The following is a 26,376-nucleotide window of genomic DNA, read 5'->3' on the forward strand; positions in this document are numbered from 1 at the left end:
CAGCCCCTATTCAAAACAAATTATTTAACAGTTTTACCTGCTTTAAAGTCAGCCAAGACTTTAGCGCGTTCTGCATCAGACATTGCGATTAAACCGTCACGCTCAGCTTTAGAACCTTTACCAGTCGCTTTTTTGCTTAGGAAGTATTCTACATACTGTGGTAAACCTTTAACTGATTTTAAGTGTTCGCCTTTCACATAGAAGAACAATGGGCGAGATACAGGGTATGTACCGTTTAACACAGTTTTCTCAGAAGGAAGTACGTTGTTTACTGATGCTACACGTAACTTGTCACGGTTCATGTCATAGAAGCTTAAACCGAACACACCTACCGCACTTGGAGAAGTTTTTAAACGAGCTAAAGTTTCTGTATAGTCGCCAGCAATTTCAATTACACGACCGTCTTTACGGAAAGTCGAACATGCTTTCTTCTGAGCGTCTTTATCTAAGTTTTTGAAGTATTCGTATGATTCACAACCAGCATCAACCATTTTCTCTTGGAAAACTTCACGCGTACCGTGGTTAGACGCAGGAATTACAAGCGTAATAGGTTCGTTAGGAAGTGATTTGTCGATTTGGTTCCAGTTTGTATATGGGTTTGGAACCAATTTACCTTTTGAAGGTAACTGCGCAGCTAAAGCAGCAAACACATGGTAAGGCTTTAATTTATAAGCTGCTTTGTGTGAGCTAGACGCGAATACGATACCATCATAACCAATTTTGATTTCTTGAATTTGTTTTACACCAGCTTTGTTACAAGCTTCAATTTCAGTGCTTTTAATTTTACGAGAAGCGTTTGCAACGTCGATTGTGTTGTCACCAACACCTTGACAGAACTGCTTTAAACCTGCAGAAGAACCACCAGAACCCACAACAGGAGTTTTAAATTGAGGGAATGTATTACCAAACTCTTCAGCTACAACGCTGGCAAACGGTAATACAGTTGAAGAACCAGCAATTTGAATCGTATCACGAGCTGCATTTGCAGTCGTAGTTACAGCGGCCCCAGTTACTGCTAACGCAATTGCGATTTGACGTGGATTTAAGCGCATTCTGTTCTCTCTCATTAATGCAATAGGTTGTACGTCACTTTTTGTTTAGTGCTTGTACGCTCTTCGATAGCTGCATTGTGAATAGAAAATATGACAAATAAGTTACAGTATTATGACGCTTTAATGATTTTTAAAATCGGGACTGTCATATTTCTAATTCTATTTTATATCAATTATTTAATCTTATTTTACAAGGTAGCTCGCACTCAAGTTTAATTTTGAATGTGACAAAGACTCAAATCAACAAATTAATAATTATGCTTAAATTATAAAAACTTAATGAATTGAGATTACAAAATTATTTTACTAACCCATTTTTTATTTTTTTACATGTCATATTTATTTTGAAAAATTATTTCGCTCAAACATGAAAATATTATGACAAAAAGATAAACGGTTATCTGCTCTTTGTCAGATAACCGCAATATCACTGTAAATTTAAGCTTATTAGTTTGATTGCACTTCTGGCATTACGACCATTTTTTTACGGTACTTCAAGAAATACATGATAGCTAAAGCCGCTAACCAAATAGGCCCTAAAATAACAGCCAATCTCATATCTGGCGTCATCGCCATAATAATAAGAATAAAGCATACAAAGCTAATGGTTAAATAATTACTCCATGGACTCATAATGCTTTGGAACTTAGTTTGGCGACGTTGCAATTTCATTGCTTTGGTAAATTTCAAATGTGTGACTGAAATCATAAGCCAGTTAATGACAAGTGCTGCCACAACCAACATCATAAAGATCTGAAACGCTTGGCCAGGAATTAAGTAGTTCACTACCACACATACAGCTGTGATTGATGCAGAAACAACCGCTGCCGGAACCGGAATACCACGACTGTTTACTTTCTTCAAAATTGCAGGAGCATTACCCTGCTCTGCTAAACCATGCAACATGCGGCTATTACAATAGATACAGCTGTTATAAACTGAAATAGCAGCAATTAAGACCACAAAGTTAAGAACATTTGCCACGCCATTACTATTGAGTGACTGGAAAATTAAAACAAACGGGCTACCACCTTCTGCAACCATATTCCAAGGGTAAAGACATAAAAGAATACCAATTGCACCGATATAAAAAATCAGGATGCGGTACACAATTTGATTTACTGCTTTTGGAATTGTTGTTTCTGGTTTCTTCGTTTCTGCCGCCGCAATACCAATAAGCTCTAAGCCACCAAATGCGAACATAATGACAGCCAAAGCCATAATAAAGCCATGAATACCATGCGGAAAGAAACCACCGTGTTGCCATAAATTTGCAACACCTGCTTGCGGACCTGCTGAACCGGAAAATAATAAATAAGTACCAAAGCCAATCATGCTTAAAATGGCAACAATTTTAATGCAGGAAAATAAGAACTCGGATTCCCCAAAAAAGCGGACATTTACCAAGTTAATGCCGTTAATTAAAATAAAGAAAAATAATGCAGTCATCCATGTCGGAATTTCGGGCCACCAAAATTGGATAAACGTACCAATAGCACTCAGTTCAGCCATACTCACTAGTACATACAACACCCAATAGTTCCAACCAGACATAAAACCAGCCATTTTGCCCCAATACTTGTTCGCAAAATAACTAAAAGAACCACTCACTGGTTCTTCAACAACCATTTCACCTAAATGGCGCATAATTAAAAAGGCAATAATTCCTGCAATTGCATATCCCAATAAAATTGAAGGACCAGCCAATTTAATTGTTTGTGAAAGACCTAAGAATAACCCTGTTCCGATCGCTCCTCCAAGTGCGATGAGTTGAATATGCCGATTGGATAAGCCTTGTTTTAACTCGTGCTTATTGTTTGCATCCATAACATTATCTCCAATGTTGGTGTCACTTCCTGTACACCTTTATTCAGCACTACATCCGAAGATCAGAAACCGACCTTCGGACATAAGTTGCTTTAATATGAGTCCATTTAATTTTGAGAAGACTTGTCCTATCTTCTATTTAAAACGAGCTTGCATCCTTACATTTAACTGGCTGGGAACGCTCCTTTAAAATTTCGTAGCCACGATCGCCGTAGTCAAAACGCGCAATCACAGAAGCAAATTTTTTCAAACTTACTGGTGCATCCATTGCTGGTAGTTTTAATTCAATAAAAGTTAACTGGTCATTTAAATGAACATTGTCTAAAACGCTCTTTAGCTGCCCTGCTGTTTCAACCACATAAGTGGTATGGCCTTTCTTACCATTAAATACAGCTGGAATTTCAGTGTATTTCCAGTTTTGCACGTCGTTATAGGCAGCATTTTCACCCATAATTAATCGTTCAATGGTGTAGCCGCCATTGTTCAACAAGAAAATAATTGGTTTTAAACCGTGACGGATAATGGTAGAAAGCTCTTGTACCGTAAGCTGGAAAGAACCATCGCCAATAAATAAAATTTGACGGCGTTCTGGAGCAGCCAACAAACTACCAAGCAAAGCTGGTAAGGTATAACCAATAGACCCCCAAAGCGGCTGAGCAATATATTTAGCTGTAGCTGGGAGCTTTATACCCGACAAAGCAGAGTTTGATGTTCCTACTTCACCAATAATCACGTCATCTTCTTTTAAGAATCCTGAAATGTAATTCCAAAGCACATCTTGGCTTAGTTTTTGTTGAGCTGGAGCTTCAACTACTTTCTGAGGTTGTTTTTCGAGAAGAGGTGTTGATGATTTACGTGGTGCAACTTTTTTATTTAGCTCGACAAGTAACTGTCCAATCTCAATACCCGGAAAATCCTGACCAAAAATATTTAAGCCATAAGATTTAATTTCGATGTAGTTCTTGGTCTCAATTTGATGAGTAAATACAGCTGAACCAACATCGGTAAAACGTGCACCAATACCAATTAAACAGTCAGATTGTTCAATGATATTTTTCACATGCGGTTGGCTTGCCCCACCCACATAAGTCCCGATATAACGAGGAGAACCTTCATCCATAATATTTTTTGCAGTATTCATACCTGCAAATGGAATAGAGCATTTTTGAGATAAATCATTTAAAAGCGACGTTACACCAAAAACTGAAGCTTCATTATCAATAAGAAGTGCTGGGCTTTGAGCATTCTCAATAATGTCACAGAGTTTTTTTACCACAGTTTGTAATAATTCAGGTTCAACAGCTGGGTAGCTTAAGTCGAGCGGACGCTCAGGTACTTCAATTTTAACGTGGGTAATATCGCCTGGTAGTTGAATGTGTACAGGACGACGCTCAAGGAAACACTGACGTAATACACGGTCAATTTCAAAGGCTGCATTTGCTGGAGTTAAACGAGTTTGGGCAACTGTAAACTCTTTCATACAGTTCATAATATTGTCGTAGTTACCATCAACTAATGTATGGTGTATGAGAGTACCCTTTTGAACCGCATGTAACGGTGGAATTCCTGAGATATGAATAAGAGGTACATTTTCTGCGTAGGCACCTGCAATACCATTAATCGCACTTAAGTCACCTACACCATACGTGGTTGCCAAGGCAGAAAAACCGTTAATTCGTGCATAACCGTCTGCTGCATAGGCAGCATTTAATTCATTACAATTTCCAATAAATTCGAGTTGTGGGTCTGCTTCAACTTGTTCTAGATATGAGAGGTTAAAATCACCAGGTACACCAAAGAGATGTTGGATACCCATTTGTTTTAAACGAAGATTTAAAAAGTCACCGATTTCTATGAACATTGCTCTATATCCTTTGAGACCAATTTTTATTCCATAGAAAAATAATATTTCATCTACCTTTTAGATTTCGTGCATAATGAAAACGCATTTTAATAAAAATACATGATTTGTGTATCATAAAAGGATTTTATGCAATGGATAAGTTCGACTGGCAAATCATTCAAGCATTACAAAAGAATGGACGGCTCACCAATCAGGAAATAGGAGATTTAATTGGTTTATCTGCTTCACAATGTTCTAGAAGAAGACAGTTACTAGAGCAAAAAGGCATAATCTTAGGTTATACCGCGCGTATCCAGCAGCAGGCGCTAGGACTGGAAGTTACAGCAATGATTCACATTAATTTAAGAACACACGAGGCAAAGTCACAGCAAGCTTTTCAAGAATTGATTGAAGCGGAGGATAATATTCAAGATGCGTTTTCAATTAGTGGTGATGCAGATTTTATTTTAAAAGTTGTTGCTGAAAACTTAGAACAGCTTTCTCAATTTGTGACTGAAAGATTGCTTTCTTATAATTTTATAGGCCATATAAAGTCTTACATTGTTCTAAAAAAAATCAAAGAACAGAATCATTTTTTAATCAAACCTAAGAGTATGAGCTATCATCACTCCCAATAAGCAAGCCAAGCTTTTCTACCTTATGAGTGAAAATAAAAGGCGGATATTAGATCCGCCTTAAAATTAATATTTAGACTTTACTGATATGAACCGTTTGCCCAATCGTATTTTCAAGCAAACCTTCCAAACCAAACTCGGCACCTATACCAGACATTTTCCAGCCACCAAAAGGTGCATGAGGCAGGACTTCTGCATGGGTATTAATCCAAACAGTACCGCATTGAAGTTGAGTAGCATAAGTTTGAGCAGCTTTAATATCGGAAGACCAAATTGAGCCACCTAAACCAAACTCACTGTCATTGGCACGAGCAATTGCATCATTGATATCTGTATATTTTAAGATAGGCAATACTGGACCAAACTGCTCCTCTTGCACCACGCGACAAGAGTCAGAAACTTCAGTCAAAATAGTTGGCGCAATAAAGTAGCCTTGCTCTGGTAGCTGTTGTTGTCCAGAAAGTGCTTTTGCACCTTGTTCAATCGCTTCAGTAATAAGCGCTTTCACTTTGTTATATTGCATTTGGTTTTGTACTGGGCCAAATGTGGTAGAAGACGCCATACCATCACCGACAACTTGAGCATTGGCAATGTCAGCTAACTTTTGCGATAAAGCCTCATATTGACTTTCATGCACGTATAGACGTTTTAAGGCTGCACATGTTTGACCAGCGTTTAAGAACGCCATGTTAAAAATCTTGGCTGCAATTTCATCGATATTTGCATCTGGCAATACAATACCAGCATCATTACCACCCAACTCTAAAGTTAAGTGTTTTAACTGCTGAGCTGCACCAGCCATAATGTGCTGACCTGTTCGAGTTGAACCCGTAAACACGACTTTTTGTACATCTGGATGAGAAGATAGCGCTTCGCCAATCTCACCAGCACCAACCACAATTGAAATTACGCCAGCAGGAACTTCTTGCTGAATGATTTCACATAAACGCAAAGTTGATAGTGGTGTGTATTCAGAAGGTTTGCTAATAACAACGTTACCCGCGCGTAAAGCAGGCATGATATGCCAAACTGCAATCATGAGTGGCCAGTTCCATGGCGTAATTGAAGCCACTACACCTAATGGTTGGCGATGGCGCTCAATACGCTTGGTTTCACTGTCTTCAATGATTTCTACAGGTAAATCCATAGCAGCTGCATAACGCGTCCAGCCAATTGCACCCTGCACTTCCATTTGTGCAAGTGCCAATGGCTTACCTTGTTCAAGTACAACCAACTCTGCAAGCATTTCAGCGTGCTTTTCAATGCCATCTGCAATCTTGTTCAAGATTAACTTACGCTCTTCGTGGGAGACTTGTTGCCAAGCTTTAGATGCCTGTTTAGCTGCACTCACTGCCTGATTGACCTGTGCAACTGATGCTTTTGCACAACGTGCAGCAGTTAAGCCAGTAGCAGGGTTTAGAATTTCTAGTTCACCTTGCTCACCTGAACAAAGTTGACCGCCAATAATGAGTTTAAATTCATTGAGCATATTCGCTTGTTGCATTTCTTCTTCCTTGTCTTAATTGTAATTACAGCCACTTACTTTTTTCAGTTAAAGCGGGATTATTTAAAGTAAGTACGATATTGATATATCAATGCAACCCAAAATATCGGGAACATACCAATACAATAAGAAATTTGCTCCCCATAAATCATGCATAATTATTTTTGTTTTTTGAAAATATGCATGTTTTGTGCATTTCCTTCTGTTGTGATGCACACTTTTAATAAAAATAATATGCAATAAAAAAGCCCGGCAATAAACCGAGCTTTTTTTGTTATCAACTTAATTAGTCGATTGGTGGTACATAGTTACCAGAAGCAATCGCATCTTTAATGCGGTCAGCTTCAGCCAATACTTGACCTAAAAGGTTTTTAACATTTTCAAATGTCACAACAGGGCTTAATGTTGTCATCTTCAATGACTGTACATCACCCACTTTTGTTACACCGATATTTGCTTCACCACGTGCAAACAATTCATCTGCTACGTTTTGGTTCAAGCTATCGATAAACTCAACTGGGTAGCCTTGTGGCACAACACGGAACAATACCGAAGCAAATTGTGGTTCAACTAAAAGCTCTAAACCTTCAGTTGCCTTGATGTAATCTGCAACTTCACGAGTCAGTTTTACACCATGGTCAATCATTGAACCGTAAAGGTCTTCACCTAGTGATTCAATTGTCATCCACAATTTCAATGCATCAAAACGACGAGTCGTTTGTAATGACTTAGATACAAGGTTTGGTACACCATGTTCTTCGTCATAAGCAGAGTTCAAGTATTCAGCTTCGTAATGCATGAAACGGTAGTTCGCTTCGTCTTTCAACAAGAACGCGCCACAGCTAATGCTTTGGAAGTAATGCTTATGGAAGTCGAGGGTAATCGAGTCAGACAACTCAATACCATCAAGCATTGCACGATAGTCATTTGACAAAATCAGTGCACCGCCCCACGCAGCATCGATGTGCATCCATGAACCATATTTCGTTGTGATTTCACGAATTTTCTTCAATGGATCAATTGCACCAGCATCGGTTGTACCGGCTGTCGCAACAACACAAGCAACAACTTTGCCTTCAGCTTGAAGATGTGCCATCGTTTTTTCGAGAGCATCAACATCCATCTGAGCATTTTCATTCACAGGAACAGTCACAACTGACTGGAAGCCCATACCCATCATTGCCATGTTCTTTTGCACAGAGAAATGCGCATTTTCAGAACAAATAACTTTGACGTTTTTCATTGCTTCAGCTGGAATACCATCACGCTGTACAGACCATGGATTACCATTTTCGTCTTTCCAGTTTTTCGAGATGCACCAGTCACGAGCAAGCAACACACCCATCAAGTTAGATTGAGTACCGCCAGAAGTAAATACACCTGCCTGACCAGAACCATAACCTACTTTTTGACGCAACCAATCAATCAACTGAACTTCCATTAATGAACCTGCCGGGCTTTGATCCCATGAGTCCATAGACTGGTTAGTTGCATTGATTAACACTTCCGCAATCTGGCTCATCACCATGGTTGGGCAGTGTAAATGCGCTAATGAATGTGGATGGTGTACTTTCAAACTTTTATTTAAGAAAAGCTCAATCATACGTTGAAGTGATTCTTGTACACCCATACCTTCTTTTGAAGGTTGGAAAGAAATTGCTGAACGCAATTCTTTAATGCTACCGCCTGTGTACATTTTTTCATTTTGCAACCATGCTGAAACGGCTTTTACCGCTTCGCCCATTGCTGACTCATAGTCAGCAATGGATTGTGCATCATTGCAGAGTAACGCTTTACGATGTTCTGCAAAATCCACCATATTTACGCGCCTCGTACTGCAACCAATGCTTCTGCAATTGCTTTCTTAAAGCGGGCAATTACTTCCACACACTCTTCTTGAGTAATGATAAGTGGGCAAAGTAAACGAATTACTGTACCGTTACGACCGCCTTTTTCAAGCAATAACTTGTTGTTAAAGCAAGCAGTCTGGATCGCAGCCGCTAACTGAGAGTCAGCAGGATGAGAACCGATACGGTCAGCAGGTTTACGCTCGTCAACGATTTCAACACCAATCATTAAACCGCGGCCACGTACGTTACCGATACATGGGAATTCAGTAGCTAATTTTTTCAATTCAGCTTGTAAGAAATCACCACGTTCTTGCGCATTTTGAGCAAGATTTTGTTCGCTAATCGTTTTTAATACGACAAGGCCTGTACCCATAGCAAGTTGGTTACCACGGAAAGTACCGGTGTGACCAGCAGGTTGCCAAGCATCAAATTTACGTTTAATACCTAATACTGCAAGTGGTAAACCACCACCTACTGCTTTAGACATTACAACAACATCAGGTTCAATACCCGCATGTTCAAACGCAAACATTTTGCCTGAACGTGCAAAGCCAGCTTGAACTTCGTCTAAAATTAAAACGATGTTGTGCTTCTCAGTCACTTCACGGATTTTTTGCAACCATTTTACTGGAGCAGTAACAACACCGCCTTCACCTTGAATTGCTTCAAGAATCACAGCAGCAGGTTTTGTTACACCGCTTTCAACATCTTCAATAAAGTTTTCAAAATAGTAAGTTAAAGCATCAACACCAGCTTCACCACCCAAACCAAGTGGGCAGCGATATTCATGCGGATATGGCATGAATTGTACGCCTGGCATTAAACCGTTAACCGAGTTTTTCGCACTTAAGTTACCAGTCATTGCAAGTGAACCATGGGTCATACCATGATAACCACCAGAAAAACTGATTACTGAACTACGACCAGTGTAAGTCTTAGCAAGTTTAACCGCTGCTTCAGTCGCGTCTGCACCAGCAGGACCACAGAACTGTAAGCAGTACTCTTCTTTACCGCCTGGTAAATATGCTAACAACGCTTCAGTAAACGCATCTTTTAAAGGTGTGGTTAAGTCTAAAGTATGCAATGGCAAACCACTTGCCAATGTGTCTTGAATACTTTGAATCACCGCAGGATGATTATGACCTAAAGCCAATGTACCTGCCCCAGCTAAACAATCAAGGTACTGTGTACCTTCAACATCAGTAACCCAGCAGCCTTGTGCTTTCGCTATCGCTAACGGTAATTTACGTGGATAGCTACGAACATTCGATTCCATCTGACTTTGGCGAGTCAAATAATATTCGTTGGTAGCATTATCGGCAGGGTTGACAGAAGTAACGCTCATATCGGATTACCATCTCTGATAAGGGTAGAAAGAAATAAGTCTGGTGACTTTTGGTCCTTTGACTCGGTGCTTTATAGAACTAGCGAAGACACATATTTTATATCTTGTAACTAGGAGCGCGATGATACCTAATTTTGCAAGAAAAAAAACGTCTTTTGTGTACTTTACTCATCTAATCTTATTGAAAATATGTATTATCCCAATAGTTATGATGAATTATCATCATACTATGTGACAACCTAAAGAAAATATTCTTTTTTTATATTAGTTTGATTCTTTAAGTTACATTGAAACACTTAAATTTTAAGTTTTTATTTTTTATAGTTTTTATTCTTACCAAAAATTAAAAAAATTGATTTAAATATTACAAATACCCCACAAAATCTGCCAAAGTTATGCATAACTTATGTTTAACATTTCTTAATGAAAAAAATTAAATTTATATTAATTTTTAAAGGATAAATTTATGCGTACTTTAGCAATATCTACTCTTCTACTTGGTACGGTACTCAGCCCTATGGTTTTTGCCCAAGATGATAATGCCCTTCACTACAATATTGTAAATGTACAAGCTGAAGCTTCTCGTCAGGTATCTAACGATGAAATGCATGCCACTTTGTATATTGAAAAAAGTAACAAGCAGCCTGCTGAACTTTCAAATCAGATTAACCAGTTAATGAATCAAGCGCTTGCAACTTCCCGTAAATACCCGCAAGTAAAAGTGGAAACTGGTGCTCAAAGCACTTATCCAATTTACGATAACGATAGCAATAAGTTAAAAGAATGGCGTGGTCGTGCTGAAATTCGTCTTGAAAGTAAAGATTTTAAAGCCGCTAGCCAGTTAGTGAACGAATTGCAGCAAAACTTCCAAACTCAATCGATTAATTTTACGGTTTCTGACGAACAACGTAAAAAAGTTGAAAATGAGTTGATGGTTGAAGCATCTAAAAACTTCCAACAACGTGCTCAAATGTTGACTCAAGCATGGAACAAAAACCAATATACATTGGTCAATTTAAACTTGAACACTAACAATTATTTCCCTCAACCCGTAATGCGTGCCAGCATGGCTAAATTTGCTATGGCAGAAGCTGCACCGGCTCAAGATATGGCAGCTGGTGAATCTAAAATTACTGTTAATGCAAACGGTTCAATCCAGTTTAAATAATTTGTTGTTCTAAAAAAGCCCTGAAATTTCAGGGCTTTTTTGACTTATTTTTTAAAAGGTAAAGCATATTTAAAGATACGACCTACAACCTGTCCAAACTGTTTCACCAGACTCGCATTGTTATAATTAATACCATATTTTTCACATACAGCCTCAACTTTTGGAGCCATTTGACGATAACGGCGTGCTGGAACATCAGGAAATAAATGATGTTCAATCTGATGGCTCAAATGTCCACTTAAAATATGTAATGCTTCTGAACCTTTTAGGTTTGAAGAACCACGAATTTGGCGCATATACCAATGTCCACGGCTTTCTTCTTGTAAAACAGACTTTGGAAATACCTCTGCATCTTTTGTAAAGTGACCACAGAAAATAATCGTAAATGTCCACATATTACGCAGACCATTTGCAACTAGGTTTCCAGTAAATACAGGCAACGCTGCGGGCCCTGCAATTAATGGGAAGAACACATAGTCTTTAAAAAGTTGTTTACCAATTTTTTTATTAACTGGTTTTAACTCTTCTAAAAATTTGGCTTTAGTCTTACGTTTGTAAAGAACACGACCAATTTCAAGATTCTGAATTGCTACGCCCCACTGGAACAATAAACAAAACGGAATGCTATAAACAGGTTGGAGTAAAAAACCTGGTTTCCAACGTTGCTCTGGGAATAAACGGAGCAAGCCATAACCAATGTCATCATCAACACCTTTAATATTGGTATAGGTATGATGCTTATAGTTATGCGTTTGGCGCCAGTTATCAGATGTACCTACGGTGTCCCACTCATAAGTTTGACCATTAAACTTAGGATCGTTCATCCAGTCATATTGACCGTGCATTACGTTATGACCAAGTTCCATGTTCTCCATAATTTTAGAGAAACCTAATAGACCTGTTCCTAAAACCCATGCTGGCGGAAACCATCCAGCAAATAGACAAGCACGACCTAAAAGACCACTGTAACGAACTGCGGCATAGACACGGCGAATATATTTAGCGTCTTTTTCACCCAAATCATCCAATACTTCTTGTTTGATCTGATCAAGCTCTTTTGCAAATGCTTCAAGCTCTGCTGGAGTCAAATCGCGATTTTTAGGATTTTTAAAATATTCGACTTTCACTGGCATATTCATCAGAGTTCTCTCTTAAAGATCAATAACTAGATCGGATTGTGCTGAGTTGACACAAATCTTAAGTAACTGGCTTGGTTCAGTATTTTGACTACCGTTTAGTAAATTACGGGTAGAACCTTGCGCTTTACTACAAACACATTTATTGCAAATTCCCATACGGCAACCATGTGTTGGCTTAAGCCCTTCATGCTCAAGGCTGACTAAAATAGATTGGCCTTTAGGAATTGCAATCACTTTATTAGACTGGGTTAATGTGACATTTACATAACCAACATCATCTGCAGAACTTTCATTAGTTAAACTAAAAGCTTCAGTCAGTACGGCTGGTGCTTGTTCAAAAAGCTCTTCGACAGTTGAAACAAAGCCAGATGGACCACATGCGTAGACCGTGCTGTTTTCAATATCATCAACTAACGCAAGATGTTCAGCATTTAAACGCTCATCATTAGGTGTTTCTTGCGTATAGAACACCTGATAGCTAAAGTTTGGATTTTGTTCAGCCACTTGCTCAAAATATTCTGTAAAAGCAGCATCAGAGCGCTGTTTTACCCAATATAAAAGCTGAACTTGTACTTTTTCTAACTGCTGGCTTTGCTTAATTGCTGTAATTAAACTCAACATTGGTGTAATGCCACTGCCTGCAGCCAACATAATTAATTTCGGTGTCTGAATATTTTGTTGCATGTCACCATAAGGTTGACCAAGCTCAAAAATATCGCCAATTTTGCTTTCAGCAATAAACCAGTTACTGACAATACCATCAGCAACTTTTTTAACTGTTAAACGTAAGTGCTCAGCATCGATTTGCGTCAAGCTATAAGTACGTTCGTAACGGCGGCCGGCAATTTCAACAATAACAGGATGATGCTGACCTGCTGCGCCAGTTTTGACCAAACGGTTGCATTTTAGAGTAAGGCTCACAGTGTCATGAGCCACGAATTCTTTTTTTACAATTTGAACTAGTCCGTGCTGTACAGACCATAAAGGATTTATTTTTTGTAGCCAGAAACTCGCTATATTTTTGTCAAATACAGCTTGTGTTAATGAATTGAATAGAGAATTTCTCTTTTCGATTGCTTGCATAACTGAGGGCTCTGTCGCTCTTTTTTAATTATTATACACATGTATATATATTTGTATATACATCCGTACTTTTAATTACAATTTCACAAGTTACCTGTCTAACGCTATAATCCAGACAGTTTAAGAATATATTGAAAAGCATGACCCAAACCTCACTTTCTCAGAGCCAAAATGACACAGCCTCTTCACAAGATGTCATTGAAATAAAAACAGCAACGCGTTCTGTTGGAAGAAAAGCGACGATTACTAAAGACGAACTTTTTCAGGCCGCTCTTAACCTGATCGGTCCTCAAAAAAGTATCGCCTCATTAAGTTTACGTGAAGTCGCACGGGAAGCTGGTATTGCACCAAATAGCTTTTATCGTCACTTTAAAGATATTGATGAGTTAGCCATTTCACTGATTGACCGCGCAGGTATCGTTTTACGTAAGATTATTCGTCAAGCTCGTTTGCGTGCATCTTTTCAAGACAGCATTATTCGTAGTTCGGTAGAAATTTTTCTTCAACAGCTTGATGCAGACGAAGGTAATTTAAGCCTATTGTTACGCGAAGGCTTTACAGGTTCAGCTTCTTATAAAGCTGCGGTAGACCGCCAGCTCAATTTCTTCCAACAAGAACTACAAGAAGATTTAATCCGTCTAGAGCGTTTAAATAACAATCACCTATATCATCCTGAGCTTGTTGCAAAAGCAATTACACAGCTTGTATTTCACATGGGTGCTAAAGTGCTGGATCTTCCAGTCCATCAACGTGCAGAAGTCGCAGAACAAACCATGATCATGATCAGAATGATTTTAGAAGGTGCTCGTCATCTAGACGAAGCAAAGATACGATAAGATCAACACAAAATGGTTTGTAATTGTACAAGCCATTTTTTATACAGACATACTTATTTCTTGATAAAAATATAATTCACAGATTGAAGCAACCAACATGCAAGAGTATAAGTAATTATTATTCTAGCAATATATACCCATATTTCCCCACGATATTTAGGGATTCACATGCAAAGTTTGAGTAATCGTCAAAGCCTGATTGCAAGCTATATTCTGATGGGCATTTTTTTGCTTTCGGTTATCCCCTTGCATCTCTTAGCAAGCTTTTTTGCTGGCTTTCTCATTTATGAAATTATTATTAGTTTAAGCTCTATTGTTGAACGTTATATTGATGGTCAAAGAGCCCGCATTTTTATTAGTATTTTACTGAGTATTATCACGGTTTCACTCATCGCCTTTTTCATTACAAGTTTAATTAGCTTTGTCGTTTATGACTTAAAAGGTGTAGGTATCCATAATATCAACAATAAAGTCGATCAAACGCTATTGCACTTACAAACCGAAATTGGCAAATATCTTCCAGGTTATATTCCAGATAGTGTTACAGAACTAAAAGATGAAATTTTTGCGTTTATGAAAGATAATGTGACGACATTAAAAAATGCCAGTTCCGATATCTTACATAACTTTGTAACGATGATTATGGGCCTCATTATTGGTATTTTGGTGGCGATTCATGGCTTTCACCGCCGTACACCACAGCCTGTATTTAAGTCTTTACTCATTCAACGTATTCAAAAGTTATCAATTTCTTTTAGAAATGTCGTTTTTGCCCAAATTAAAATTTCGGCAATTAATACGCTGCTCTTTATATTATTTGCGTTTGTAATATTGCCGATTTGGGGTGTTCATCTCCCTTTCGCCAAAACATTAACTATTCTTACTTTCTTGTTTGGTTTAATTCCGATTTTAGGCAACTTAATTTCAAATACGCTCACCTTTATTGCTGCGCTTACGGTTTCACTGGGTTTAGCAGGTGTTGCTCTGCTCTATCTCGTATTAGTGCATAAGTTAGAATATTTTATTAATGCGAAAATTATTGGACATAAAATTAATGCCAATGCATGGGAAATTTTATTGGCAATGTTAATTTTTGAATCAATTTTTGGTTTAGGTGGCCTGATTGCAGCACCAATCTTTTATGCCTATTTAAAATTAGAGTTGAAAGATGCCAGAATGATTTAATTAAAATTTATTCAATAAAAAAGCGCCTTAAAGGCGCTTTTTTATGACTCATCATTTATGGTTTAACTACCACAAGTACCTGAATTGCTTCAGGAGTTACTGTTAAGCCATCGAGTAAGCTCAAGCCTTCTTTTTGCAACTTCTGTAAGCGCTCAATTTCGTCTTGACGAATACTTGGGTTGAACTGTTTCAAATACGTTAAACGGTCAATCTCATATTGCCATTTATTACCATAATGCTCTTTTGCCTGCTGTTGAAGCTGTGGCAAGCCGACTTTAGCAATATCAAGCGCTTGTCTATAGCGCTCTTCAATCACTTCACGGCGAGCTTTAACCACTTGGCGACAGCTATTGCCATCTAAATGATGCAAATATGGTTTTAAAATGGTTGGATCAATCTTTTCAGATAAGTCCTGACCATTTTCACTTAACAACACGCGAATGAGCTGTTTCGGTAAGCTTGATGGCAAGTTCAAAGATTTTGGTGCAACTACATCAACTTTAAACCAAACTTCAAGTAATACAGAACCTTGCTTTAATGCGTTTGACTTAAGAACAGCAACATTAGTACTACCAAATGATTGTGTACGGATCATTTCCATGACACTTTCAATGAACGGATGTTCTAAAGTCAGATATTGAGCATCTTCACGCATTTGCGCCTGATCACGATAGAACGTCGCAGTCATGCCCTCTTCATCTAATGCCAAACCTTGCACTTGCATTTGGTCTGTCGGACGAATAATCACAGTACCGTTACTTTGCTCATCAAAATCAATATTAGTTGAAGACATAAAACGCTTCACAAACATAGGTAATGTTGTGTTGTCATCGTAGTCTTCTAAGGCTTGAACAATTTCTTGTGCAACGATAGGACGGCATGAGTTGTATTCAAGCAAGCGATCTCGACCAGCTTGTAACTCTGTTTCTAAAGCCTGACGTTGAACATTGACTTCTTCGAGTAAATCTTCAAAGGTTTGACCTTGGTCTGAAAGTAAGCAGTCTTTTAATTCAACAATAAAGTTCTCTTGCAGCGTTTGAGCTGTCGGAGAAATATTGCTGAAAATATTCAACGCTTCGTTGTACCAACGGAACATACGCTCTTGAGCAGTGCCCATTAAGTAAGGTACATGAATTTGGATACGGTTTTCTTGACCAATACGGTCTAAACGACCAATACGTTGTTCTAAAACGTCTGGGTTTGCAGGCAAATCAAATAAAATTAGATCACTTGCAAACTGGAAGTTACGACCTTCTGAACCAATTTCAGAACATAGTAAAATTTGAGCACCATAGCTTTCTTCTGCAAAGTAAGCCGCTGCTTGGTCACGCTCAAGTAGACTCATGCCTTCATGGAACATTGCAGTACGAATACCAGCATGCAAACGAAGTACACTTTCTAAAGATTCAACAACAGGACCACTACGTGCAATTAAAAGAACCTTTTTATGCTTAAGTTCTTTACGCAAGATTTCCATTAACCATGGTACACGTGGGTCATTTTGCATCCATGAACCATCAAGTTGTGCTTCTTCTGGCCACATTTGCTCACGTAATTTACCGTCTTTTGACCAATCTTCTGGCGCTGGCAAAGGTGCTGGTTGACAATCACGGCCTGGGAAGCCTTGAATCGCTTCACGCGTATTACGGAATAAAATACGACCTGTACCGTGACGGTCTAACAACTCATGAATCGCTCTGAAACGTTGCTCAGGCTGATCTTCCATTGAATGACCCAATAAACCTTCTAAAGCAGTTAAATGCTCTTGAGTTAAAGGTTCATCAGACATCAATACTTCTGCAACTTGAGCAGTTTGCTGATATTGCGCTTCTTCATCCAAGAAGCGTTCTAAACTGCTAAAGCGCTGCGGATCCAACAAACGTAAACGTGCAAAGTGACTTTCTACACCAAGCTGTTCAGGTGTTGCGGTAAGCAATAATACACCCGCTGTATTTTCAGCAAGTTCTTCAACTAAATCATAACGATCATTACCGCCTTCTTCTTCGCTCCACATTAAGTGATGCGCTTCATCGACAACAAGTAAATCGAAACCAGCTTCTAGTGCTTGCTCACGTAAATCGTCATGGTCCACCATCAAATCTACGCTGGCAATAATGCATTGCTCAGTTAAGAACGGGTTAAGCTCTGGATCATGTTCTTTAATAGACGCAGTACGAGTTAAATCGAACAGAGAAAATTGCAAGTTGAAACGGCGACGCATTTCAATCATCCACTGATATTGTAATGAATCAGGGACTAAAATGAGGATACGTTCAGAGCGGCCAGTTTTAAGCTGTTGGTGGATAATTAAACCAGCTTCAATTGTTTTACCTAAACCTACTTCATCGGCAAGTAAAACACGTGGTGCGAAACGTTTACCGACTTCATGTGCAATATAGAGTTGATGTGGAATTAAACCTACACGCGCACCAACCAAGCCACGTAAAGGACTGGTTTGCATTTGCGATTGCATGAGCATGGCTTCAATGCGTAGGTCATACCATTCTTTATAATCGATCTGGCTTGCCAGTAAACGATCTAAAGGTTTTGATAACTGAATTTGTGCACCAATACGAGTTTCATTGAGCGCTTTACGTTCTTGTTCGCCATTTTCTAAAGTACGAACAACGTTATAACGCAAAACACCATGACGGTCTTCAACAGTCTCAACAATCCACTTCTGGCCTTCTTGATCTTGAACTTCATCATTTTTGTTGAAGATGATGCGAGACAACGGTGCGTTGTTACGTGCATAGACACGCGTTTCATCACTTTTGGGGAATAAAATGCTGACAGATCTTTCATCTACATCAATAAGAACGCCTAAACCGAGCTCAGTCTCTGTATCTGATAGCCAACGTTGACCAATAGCATACTGCTGCAATTTTTCCACCTTTTTCTCAAGTTCGCACTACATATTGTACGATGCAAATTAGCTTATTTTTGCATCTTTTTATGTAGTCTTTAAAGCAAAATTTTGCAGCAGAAACCAATTAAATTGTTTCGCTACAAAAATTACTCATTGAAAGTTTTTACATTAAAACGGTACAGGACAGTTAAACGTTAATGATTCACCTGAAACAGGGTGATTAAAGCTTAACTGTTTAGCATGCAAGCACAGACGAGGAACAAGTAATTGTTCCGGTGTTGCATACAATGTATCACCTACAATCGGATGTCCCAGATATTGCATGTGTACACGGAGTTGATGAGAACGTCCGGTAATCGGTGTTAATTTGACACGCGTAACCGGTTGTCCCTGAATCTGGAAATGTTCAATCGCCTGCCAGTGTGTTAAAGCAGGTTTGTTATGAGAAGCATCGACAATATGCAACGGTGGTCGACTTGGGTCATAGACTACAGGAATATCAACAGTTCCTTCGCCGTCTAGGTGGCCTGCGACTAACGCTTCATATATTTTCGAGGTTTGACGGTCTTGAAATTGGCGTGCAATCGCACTTTGTCCACGCTTAGATAACCCAAAAACCAAAATACCCGAGGTATCGCGGTCAAGGCGATGAATGAGCAAAGTTCGTGGTTCAATTGCCACCAGTCTTGTTAAAACGCTGTCATGTAAATCACCTTTCCCTGGCACACTCAAAATGTCCGAAGGTTTATGAATCACCATAAAATCATCATCACGATAGATCAGATGTTCACTTAGAAAATCACTCAAAGTTGTATTCCCAAGGCAAGATGAAAAACAAGCGGGCAATAATAAAAAGCTTACGTCCGAATTACAATGCCGTTCGGGTAAATTAACGACAGAATTTGCAAATATTATGATTCAGTTTATGGCTAAAGCCGATTAGTGCTTCAATAACTGCATAATATGTTGCAAGGTAGGTGTTTGCATCAGCTCTTCAGCGCTTAGACTCGCACCGTTCGCACGCCATAACTCCACCAGATAATTGACTCCTACAGCATCTAAACCATAGTTTCTTAAATCTATTTCAGGATGAATTTCCATTGGATGCCGCCCCACCTGCTCAGCAACTGCCAATAAAATTCCTTTATCGGACAACACCTGTGCCGATGGTGCACTTAAAGACCATAAGCGCATTAAAGTCTGTGTATTTATATGTTGAATGGAGTCAAAACTGATTTTTTCAATCCATTGTATATGCTGCTCTAAACTACCTGCCAAGATCGCATCATTTACAACAGCTACATAATCTGTAATGGATAAAACAAGCTGCATCACTTGCTTAAACAACGGGGATAAATTTCCAGCTATTATCACTTGTGCTTGAGTGTTTGATGACAATTGTTGCCCAAGCTGTAACATGACCTGTTGAAGTTGAGATGACTGAATCATCATGACTGGAATTTCGAGTGCCTGTGCTCTTTTGCTTAGTAATTCTAAATGGTCGGCTAATGGCTGATTCATCCAGTCAGGGGCATTTTCAAGCTCGTTTAACCCAACCATGAGTAAAATGCTATGCGTAGATTCAATAGACCAGTTTGAAGTACTTGGCGCTAATTGGATTTTTCGAGGTAAGGGATAAAACATTGTTCTCTACAAATATAAAAATAGCTCAAATTAAAAAGCCCGTTTAAAACGGGCCTTTTTGCTTACTTCATTTCGGCGAAAGTTTCTTTGGCAGCCTGAATCGTATATTCGATATCTTCATCAGAATGAGCAGATGAAATAAAGCCTGCTTCAAATGCTGACGGTGCCAAGTTTACACCGCGCTTTAACATGCCATGGAAAAACTTTTTGAAAGCTTCAATATCACATGCCAACATTGAGTCAAAGCTTGTAATATCTTCTTGATCGGTAAAGTAAAGACCGAACATTGCACCAGCTTGCTGAGTTTTAAATGGAATACCCACTTCATTAGCTGCTGCTTGTAAGCCTGCAAGTAACTTTTCAAGTTGAGCAGATAATTTGCTGTAAAAGTCAGGTTGGCGTAAATGTTTAAACATCTCGATACCCGCACGCATAGCAAGTGGGTTACCAGATAACGTTCCTGCTTGGTACACACCACCTAATGGTGCGATACACTCCATGATTTCACGCTTACCGCCAAACGCGCCTACAGGTAAGCCAGCACCAATAATTTTACCTAAAGTCGTTAAGTCAGGTTTTACATTATAAACTGACTGAGCACCGCCTAATGCAACGCGGAAACCTGTCATTACTTCATCAATAATAAATACAGATTTATATTCATCACACACATCACGAATGGCTTGTAAGAAACCGTCAATTGGTTTCACCATGTTCATGTTACCCGCAACAGGTTCAATAATGACGCCCGCAATTTCATGACCGAATTTGGCAAAACACTCTTTTAATGCAGCAATATCATTATAAGGCAGCGTTAAAGTATGTTTAGCAAAATCGACTGGAACACCTTTTGAAGTTGGCTCACCTTCACCTAAAGTCAGTAAACCCGAACCCGCTTTTACTAAAAGTGAGTCAGAGTGACCGTGGTAACAACCTTCAAACTTTACGATTTTGTCACGGCCAGTATAACCACGTGCTAAACGAATAGCGGTCATGGTCGCCTCTGTACCAGAGTTGGTCATACGTACTAATTCAATTGATGGCATGATTTCACAGATAATATCTGCCAAAGTCGTTTCATGTACGGTTGGTGCACCAAAACTTAAACCATCTTCTGCTGCTGTTTGTACCGCTTTAATAATTTCTGGATGAGCATGGCCCAAAATCATTGGTCCCCAAGAACCAACATAGTCAACATAGCGCTTGCCATCGACATCCCACAAATAAGCACCTTTAGCTTTCTCGATGAAAACTGGTGTTCCTCCAACGCCATTAAAGGCACGTACCGGAGAGTTCACACCACCAGGAATGTGTTTGCTGGCTTGTTTAAATAACTGTTCTTGCTTTGGAGATAAACTCATGGAAATGCTCGTCTTAAATATCTAAAAAATAATTTTGAAAGCTTAAGAAAATAATTGTGCCCACGCTTGTACACGGGCAGGAATTTCAGCAGTTGATCGACCTAATATATCACTAATGACTGCGCAGAGGTCAGCCCCAGCCTCAATCACAGGTTTTGAGTTTTCAACAGTTAAACCACCAATTGCACAAATTGGTAAATCATATTGAACTGCTGCTTGTTTAATGACTTCAATACCGACATTGCCTGCTTCTGGTTTTGTGGCAGTTGCATACACAGCACCAAAGGCAACATAAGTTGCGCCATCGGCAATTGCTTTTTGTGCAAGGTCTAAAGAGTTGAGGCAAGTACGGCCAATAATGACACCTTCAGGAAGTTTCGATTTTGCATCTGTGATTTCACCGTCACTTTGTCCTAAATGCACACCTAAACCAAACTGAGCGGCCAGTTTTAGGTCGTCATTAATGACAAAAGGAACCTGATATTTTTCACACAATATCTTGATCTGTTCAACTTCAGCAGGCTGGTCAGTTTTTTCTATTTTTTTACGGCGGTACTGTAAAATTGCGACCTGACGAGTTGCGAGCGCTACATCTAGTTTTTCTAATAATAATTGGATTGGGTCATCGTTGGTAATGAGATATAAACCGCGCATGAAAGTTTCGCCACTAAACATATTGCGCTCAGAATATATTTTCTTTGTAAAAATTTAAAGATAAAGAGTGCCTTCAAGGTAGCCATATCATCATGATTTTAATTATTAGGGCCCACATTTCCCAATTAGTAAAGCCCACTCTCTGCAAGAGTGACTACTAAAGATAAAGATATTGATTTTTTAGCTGGGACTTTTTTAATAGTATCTTTCGCATCTTGCAGCGCGAATATGCTTTATAAATAAATACAATAATTTTATAACTATATTTTTCTATTTCTTCAATTAATATCTTGACAATATTTAATTTTACATATTAATATACAAATATAAAGAAAGCAGTCCGCTCTACAGGCATTATCCTGAATCGGATTGCTTTTTTTTGCCTATTTTTTGGTTTTTACAAATATTTTAAAGATTAATTTAGAACGTTAGATCAAAATAACTATATATATTTATTATGTTTATTAATTAAACTAAAAATATAATTTAAGATTCATTTTTTATAATTATTTTGCACGTAAATATCTGTTTCTTTTGTAAAAAAATAATATTATATTTATAAGTATTATAATAAATATCGAGATAAATCATGGACAGTAAAATAATTGGTTTGATCGCGGGATCGTTTTTATTAACGGGTTGTATCTCGGCCAAGGTCGAACAACTTCATGACGCTACCACTAAATTAACAACTAGTGTAGATAAGTATGTGGTTCTAACAAACAAGATTGTTGATTACAATGACAAATATTCAATATATATCGATGGAAACAAAGACCTATCGTTAGGTATTAATATAAGTACCCCAATAGAGATAAAAGATCAAAAAGAGGAAGATGAAAACAACTCAAGAAACTTTAATCGAATTTTTATTAACCAATATATTAATTATTCACTAGGAGAAGATATAAAACAACAATCGGCTCAACTTTCTGAGTATTTTAAAATTTTACCTAAATCTTTAGAATCTGAAAATATTAATGAAAATTTTAATAGCCTAGTTGAGAATATTGATCAATTAAATAAGATTATTGAAGGCAAGTTACGAAATAATGGGGATGTTCCACAAGGAAATTTAACAACTACAGATAAAAAAATAATAGATACATTTTTTAAGGAAGCTTACCAAATCCATCAATACAAGCAATTTGATAAGATAATTAATGATCAATATGAAATTATTTTACAAGCAATTATCAATATAATGAATTATACAAATTATACTTTAACGCCTGTTGCTAAGAACTTAAATAGTGACTTTGAAAACTCACACAAATCATTATTAAAATCTTTTGCAAAACAACAAAAACAAGCCACTAAGTCCCCTGCCAAAACAGCTAAAGCTAATTACAGTATTGAAGATTTAAAAAAAATTGAACAATTACTTAATCAACCAATGGTAGCGAATAGTTCTTTAAATTATTTAGCACAAGAGTCTCCCCTACAAGAAAGATCGAAACTATATACTAAGTTTTGTCCTTCCAATCTAAGTTCTTCTAAATACTATACGATCAAATGGTATATTAGTGATAATAAAAATTCTCAATACACTGATTATTCTTTTGATTTCAAAAATATACTATATATGAAGGGAAGAGAACCTAATTGTGAACTAATTGATATTCTCGGGCTTTTATTAGAAAGGAAATATAAACAAATTGATTTATCTAAATTTGAAAAGAAAACTTCAGATTTAGATAAGGTTGTTGATTTCTTGATGAATAAAATTCCTTCGGATAAAAAGGAGAAATAAAATGGTTACTATGAACGTTCATGATCTTATTAATGGAGCTTATGATATAGCCCTTAATAATAGAGATTATTTTTTAAACAATCATGCTAGTCCTAATGAAGATTCAAAGGAGTTTGATAAGAAATCGCAAGAAGCTTTAATTCAAAAATTGTTAATTCAACATGAAATATTAAACACTATAAAGGAGCAAATTGCCAATAATAATCCAAAATTCAATACAGCCATTAATGATTTAAATGATTATAATAATAATATAAAGGGAGAAATAAATAATCTTAAAACTGCTTCAGACATTGTAGGTTTAATTCGTGATTTATTAGCCGTATTTGGATTTTTATTGTGAATAATTTTTAGTTCAGAAAGTCCCGCTTAAAGCGGGATTTTCTTTAAATAATTAAGGCAAAACCATACTGACTAAATCAAAAGGGTAAGTTTTTGGCTTTGGTTTTTCTTCGCCACAGCTCGCACATTTTGACCTATATAAAAAGGAACCCCAAGATAAGCTACTGATGCAGCACTATTGAAGTCATATAGTGAAGCTGTGGGAAGCTTCAAGTCATGCCCTTTCAACACCTTAAATTTTTACTTTAAGAATCAATTTTATCGTGCTTACGATCAATCAAACTTAATTGACCAGTCGCCACATCAGATAGCATTCGCCAATCAGAAATAAAGCTATAAAGAGGCTGTTTAAAACTGGCAGGTTTATTTTTTTCAAATACAAAATGTCCAACCCATGCACATGCATAGCCAGACACTAAACCATACAGTGCATATTTAGCTTGTTTCTTACGAATTGCTTTTGAAAAAAAGTATATACCAATGCTGCTACCCACCACATGTAAGCGCCTGCTCATAATGTTACGGTGTTCAGTTAAATAAAAACGATAAAATTCCTGATAGTTTTTAATCGGTAATTCAAACTCTGGCTGAGCTTCATGGTCGAAGTTTACTGGTGCATTCACGATCATCTTCCTGATTTTTATTTGATCAAAACGTCACCTGATTGTACACCTAAAACAAAGTGTAGCGTCATAGGTTTGATTGTAACTTTCTCTATCAAAAACATTATTTTTAGCACTAAGCTATTATACTTATTCAAGATAGTTTAAATACCTGATTCAGGGAGATCCATTATGGTTGAAGTTGAGCTTAAGTTTCAGTTACCTGAATCGAAGAAAAAAACTGTTCAGCAGTATTTGAAAAAGCATAAAGCACAGCATATTCACTTGCAGGCCAAATATTACGATACACCAGACCGTCTACTCGCAAAAAATGGTATGGCTCTACGTTTACGTAAAGAAAATGATTTGTGGGTACAAACCTTTAAAGCCGCTGGTCAAAGTCATTTACACCGTGTTGAAGAAGAAGTTTTTCTAGGTAAATGCGAGCAAGAACCCGAACTAAACCTTAATCTATATAAAGATAATAAAGCAGTCACAGATTTAATTACTGAAGCTTTAGGCACTGAAGTCGAAAAGCTAAGCTTACAGTTTGAGACAGATGTACAACGTACTTATCATGTATTTGAAGCCGATGACACTGCTATTGAAGTCTGTCTTGATGACGGCGTAGTAAAAACGGCAACCACCCAAAGTAAAATTTGTGAAGTTGAGTTTGAGCTTAAACAAGGTGCTGTTAAAACACTGATTCAATTTGCACAGCAATGGATTAATCGTTATGAGTTATGGCTCGATGTTAGAAGTAAAGCCGAACGCGGTAATTTACTCGCATTAGGAAAAGCCGTTTCACCTGCTGTTCACGCAAAAAACTTGAGCTTAAATAAGAATATTTCAGCAGAACAAGCTCTCAAAAAAATTGTAGAAAACTGTTTAGGACAATTCTTACCGAATATGGCTGCAATTGCCGATAACGTCGCCGAAGCTGAGCATATCCATCAGGCACGTGTAAGCTTACGTCGTTTACGCAGTGCACTTCATCATTTTTCAGGATGGTCAGACGATTTGAACCCTGCTTGGGAAGAGCAAATTGCAGCACTTTTCCGCAAGCTTGGAAACACGCGTGACGTAGATGCTATTCGTACTGAAATTTTACCGATGATTGTGCAACATGGTTCACCTGAGCTTTTACTTCCAATCTCAGAGGAGCCATTAAAAGATCTTGCCACACTGTTCAAATCGGCAGAAACCGTCAAGCTTGTACTCGCATTACTGGCATTTGCGTATTCAGAAGAAGATAGCCAAAGTACTAAAGGAAAATTTAAAAAGCAGATAGAAAAAAGCTTAGATAAGTTACATCACCAAGTTTTGAGTCACGCTAAAGATTTCAATGAACTCGAAGTAACTGAACAGCACAAGATACGTAAAAAAGCTAAACAGCTACGTTACTGCATCGAATTTATATCAAGCTTATATCCATCTAAAAATGTTCAACAGTTTTTAAAGAAATTGCAACCCGTGCAAAATACGTTAGGACTATATAACGATTTGTTTATAGCTGAAGATCTATTTAATAAAGCAATTGAGCACGACCCGCACTTTTGGTTTGCTCTAGGATGGATTAAGGCCAAACAACCTTATTTACAAAATCAGTCTGCCGAAGCTTTGCAAAAATTTAATCAAGTAAAAACTTTTTGGTAAGTATCTTATAGTCGCGACATAGATGTCG

At 37.8% G+C, this 26,376-nt stretch carries 21 protein-coding genes; 7 read left to right on the top strand and 14 right to left on the bottom strand.

Annotated elements, in window-relative coordinates; translation table 11 throughout:
• Window positions 1–20: 20 nt before the first annotated feature.
• From ABFY81_RS08810 to ABFY81_RS08820, 3 genes are all read right to left on the bottom strand, one after another.
• Window positions 21–1,052, bottom strand: a complete 1,032-nt coding sequence (locus tag ABFY81_RS08810) for a substrate-binding domain-containing protein (RefSeq protein WP_004707648.1) — start codon at window positions 1,050–1,052, stop codon at window positions 21–23.
• Between the two features lie 447 nt (window positions 1,053–1,499).
• Window positions 1,500–2,879 carry an amino acid permease gene (locus ABFY81_RS08815; RefSeq protein WP_347913560.1) on the bottom strand — a complete coding sequence of 460 codons (1,380 nt, stop codon included), beginning with the start codon at window positions 2,877–2,879 and terminating at the stop codon, window positions 1,500–1,502.
• A 139-nt stretch (window positions 2,880–3,018) separates the two neighbouring features.
• Window positions 3,019–4,740 (bottom strand): thiamine pyrophosphate-binding protein, encoded by a 1,722-nt coding sequence (locus ABFY81_RS08820; RefSeq protein ID WP_347913561.1) that lies wholly within the window; start codon window positions 4,738–4,740, stop codon window positions 3,019–3,021.
• Window positions 4,741–4,874: 134 nt separating this feature from the next.
• Here ABFY81_RS08820 and ABFY81_RS08825 point away from each other — a divergent pair, with 134 nt between their 5' ends.
• Window positions 4,875–5,360: an Lrp/AsnC family transcriptional regulator gene (locus tag ABFY81_RS08825; protein ID WP_004700117.1), complete on the top strand. Its 486-nt coding sequence runs from the start codon at window positions 4,875–4,877 to the stop codon at window positions 5,358–5,360.
• 70 nt (window positions 5,361–5,430) lie between these two features.
• Here ABFY81_RS08825 and ABFY81_RS08830 read toward each other — a convergent pair whose 3' ends face one another.
• From ABFY81_RS08830 to ABFY81_RS08840, 3 genes are all read right to left on the bottom strand, one after another.
• Window positions 5,431–6,861 (bottom strand): aldehyde dehydrogenase family protein, encoded by a 1,431-nt coding sequence (locus tag ABFY81_RS08830; protein WP_191010260.1) that lies wholly within the window; start codon window positions 6,859–6,861, stop codon window positions 5,431–5,433.
• 286 nt (window positions 6,862–7,147) lie between these two features.
• On the bottom strand, window positions 7,148–8,680 hold the full coding sequence (locus ABFY81_RS08835; protein WP_004700113.1) for an aspartate aminotransferase family protein: 1,533 nt from the start codon (window positions 8,678–8,680) through the stop codon (window positions 7,148–7,150).
• Between the two features lie 2 nt (window positions 8,681–8,682).
• Window positions 8,683–10,056 (bottom strand): diaminobutyrate--2-oxoglutarate transaminase, encoded by a 1,374-nt coding sequence (locus ABFY81_RS08840; RefSeq protein ID WP_004700112.1) that lies wholly within the window; start codon window positions 10,054–10,056, stop codon window positions 8,683–8,685.
• 466 nt (window positions 10,057–10,522) lie between these two features.
• On the opposite strand from ABFY81_RS08840, the gene ABFY81_RS08845 reads away from it, so the two are divergent.
• On the top strand, window positions 10,523–11,224 hold the full coding sequence (locus tag ABFY81_RS08845) for an SIMPL domain-containing protein (protein WP_004700109.1): 702 nt from the start codon (window positions 10,523–10,525) through the stop codon (window positions 11,222–11,224).
• A gap of 44 nt (window positions 11,225–11,268) precedes the next feature.
• Here the strand turns inward: ABFY81_RS08845 and ABFY81_RS08850 are convergent, their stop codons facing one another.
• Both ABFY81_RS08850 and ABFY81_RS08855 read right to left on the bottom strand, forming a co-directional pair.
• Window positions 11,269–12,363 (bottom strand): acyl-CoA desaturase, encoded by a 1,095-nt coding sequence (locus ABFY81_RS08850; RefSeq protein ID WP_004700103.1) that lies wholly within the window; start codon window positions 12,361–12,363, stop codon window positions 11,269–11,271.
• A 12-nt stretch (window positions 12,364–12,375) separates the two neighbouring features.
• Window positions 12,376–13,446 carry a ferredoxin reductase gene (locus tag ABFY81_RS08855; protein WP_191001301.1) on the bottom strand — a complete coding sequence of 357 codons (1,071 nt, stop codon included), beginning with the start codon at window positions 13,444–13,446 and terminating at the stop codon, window positions 12,376–12,378.
• 140 nt (window positions 13,447–13,586) lie between these two features.
• Here ABFY81_RS08855 and fabR point away from each other — a divergent pair, with 140 nt between their 5' ends.
• Both fabR and ABFY81_RS08865 read left to right on the top strand, forming a co-directional pair.
• Window positions 13,587–14,282, top strand: a complete 696-nt coding sequence (gene fabR, locus ABFY81_RS08860) for an HTH-type transcriptional repressor FabR (protein ID WP_019457712.1) — start codon at window positions 13,587–13,589, stop codon at window positions 14,280–14,282.
• A gap of 168 nt (window positions 14,283–14,450) precedes the next feature.
• Entirely contained in the window at window positions 14,451–15,467 is a 1,017-nt protein-coding gene (locus tag ABFY81_RS08865; RefSeq protein WP_004700095.1) for an AI-2E family transporter, read from the top strand.
• Between the two features lie 55 nt (window positions 15,468–15,522).
• Here the strand turns inward: ABFY81_RS08865 and rapA are convergent, their stop codons facing one another.
• The 5 genes from rapA to thiE all read right to left on the bottom strand — a co-directional run bounded on the left by rapA (window position 15,523) and on the right by thiE (window position 21,995).
• The gene (rapA, locus tag ABFY81_RS08870) at window positions 15,523–18,360 is read right to left on the bottom strand and encodes an RNA polymerase-associated protein RapA (RefSeq protein ID WP_347913562.1); all 2,838 of its coding nucleotides are present in this window, start codon (window positions 18,358–18,360) and stop codon (window positions 15,523–15,525) included.
• Between the two features lie 144 nt (window positions 18,361–18,504).
• Window positions 18,505–19,143: an RluA family pseudouridine synthase gene (locus ABFY81_RS08875; protein ID WP_049063305.1), complete on the bottom strand. Its 639-nt coding sequence runs from the start codon at window positions 19,141–19,143 to the stop codon at window positions 18,505–18,507.
• Window positions 19,144–19,275: 132 nt separating this feature from the next.
• The gene (locus ABFY81_RS08880) at window positions 19,276–19,980 is read right to left on the bottom strand and encodes a phosphopantetheine-binding protein (protein WP_347913563.1); all 705 of its coding nucleotides are present in this window, start codon (window positions 19,978–19,980) and stop codon (window positions 19,276–19,278) included.
• Window positions 19,981–20,042: 62 nt separating this feature from the next.
• A complete protein-coding gene (hemL, locus tag ABFY81_RS08885) occupies window positions 20,043–21,341 on the bottom strand; it encodes a glutamate-1-semialdehyde 2,1-aminomutase (protein WP_347913564.1) in 1,299 nt (432 codons plus the stop codon).
• A 42-nt stretch (window positions 21,342–21,383) separates the two neighbouring features.
• Window positions 21,384–21,995, bottom strand: coding sequence for a thiamine phosphate synthase (gene thiE / locus ABFY81_RS08890; RefSeq protein ID WP_347913565.1), 612 nt, complete (start codon window positions 21,993–21,995; stop codon window positions 21,384–21,386).
• A 589-nt stretch (window positions 21,996–22,584) separates the two neighbouring features.
• Here thiE and ABFY81_RS08895 point away from each other — a divergent pair.
• Both ABFY81_RS08895 and ABFY81_RS08900 read left to right on the top strand, forming a co-directional pair.
• Window positions 22,585–23,748 carry a hypothetical protein gene (locus ABFY81_RS08895; RefSeq protein ID WP_347913566.1) on the top strand — a complete coding sequence of 388 codons (1,164 nt, stop codon included), beginning with the start codon at window positions 22,585–22,587 and terminating at the stop codon, window positions 23,746–23,748.
• Between the two features lies 1 nt (window position 23,749).
• Complete coding sequence (locus ABFY81_RS08900; RefSeq protein WP_347913567.1) at window positions 23,750–24,091, top strand: hypothetical protein; 342 nt, start codon at window positions 23,750–23,752, stop codon at window positions 24,089–24,091.
• 244 nt (window positions 24,092–24,335) lie between these two features.
• On the opposite strand, the gene ABFY81_RS08905 is transcribed toward ABFY81_RS08900, so the two are convergent.
• Window positions 24,336–24,719: a DUF962 domain-containing protein gene (locus ABFY81_RS08905; protein ID WP_347913568.1), complete on the bottom strand. Its 384-nt coding sequence runs from the start codon at window positions 24,717–24,719 to the stop codon at window positions 24,336–24,338.
• Window positions 24,720–24,884: 165 nt separating this feature from the next.
• Between ABFY81_RS08905 and ABFY81_RS08910 the strand changes: the two genes are divergently transcribed.
• Complete coding sequence (locus tag ABFY81_RS08910; protein ID WP_347913569.1) at window positions 24,885–26,348, top strand: CHAD domain-containing protein; 1,464 nt, start codon at window positions 24,885–24,887, stop codon at window positions 26,346–26,348.
• The last annotated feature ends 28 nt before the right edge of the window (window positions 26,349–26,376 follow it).

Source organism: Acinetobacter sp. WA-87 (assembly GCF_039938935.1).
Classification (GTDB): Bacteria; Pseudomonadota; Gammaproteobacteria; order Pseudomonadales; family Moraxellaceae; genus Acinetobacter; species Acinetobacter seifertii.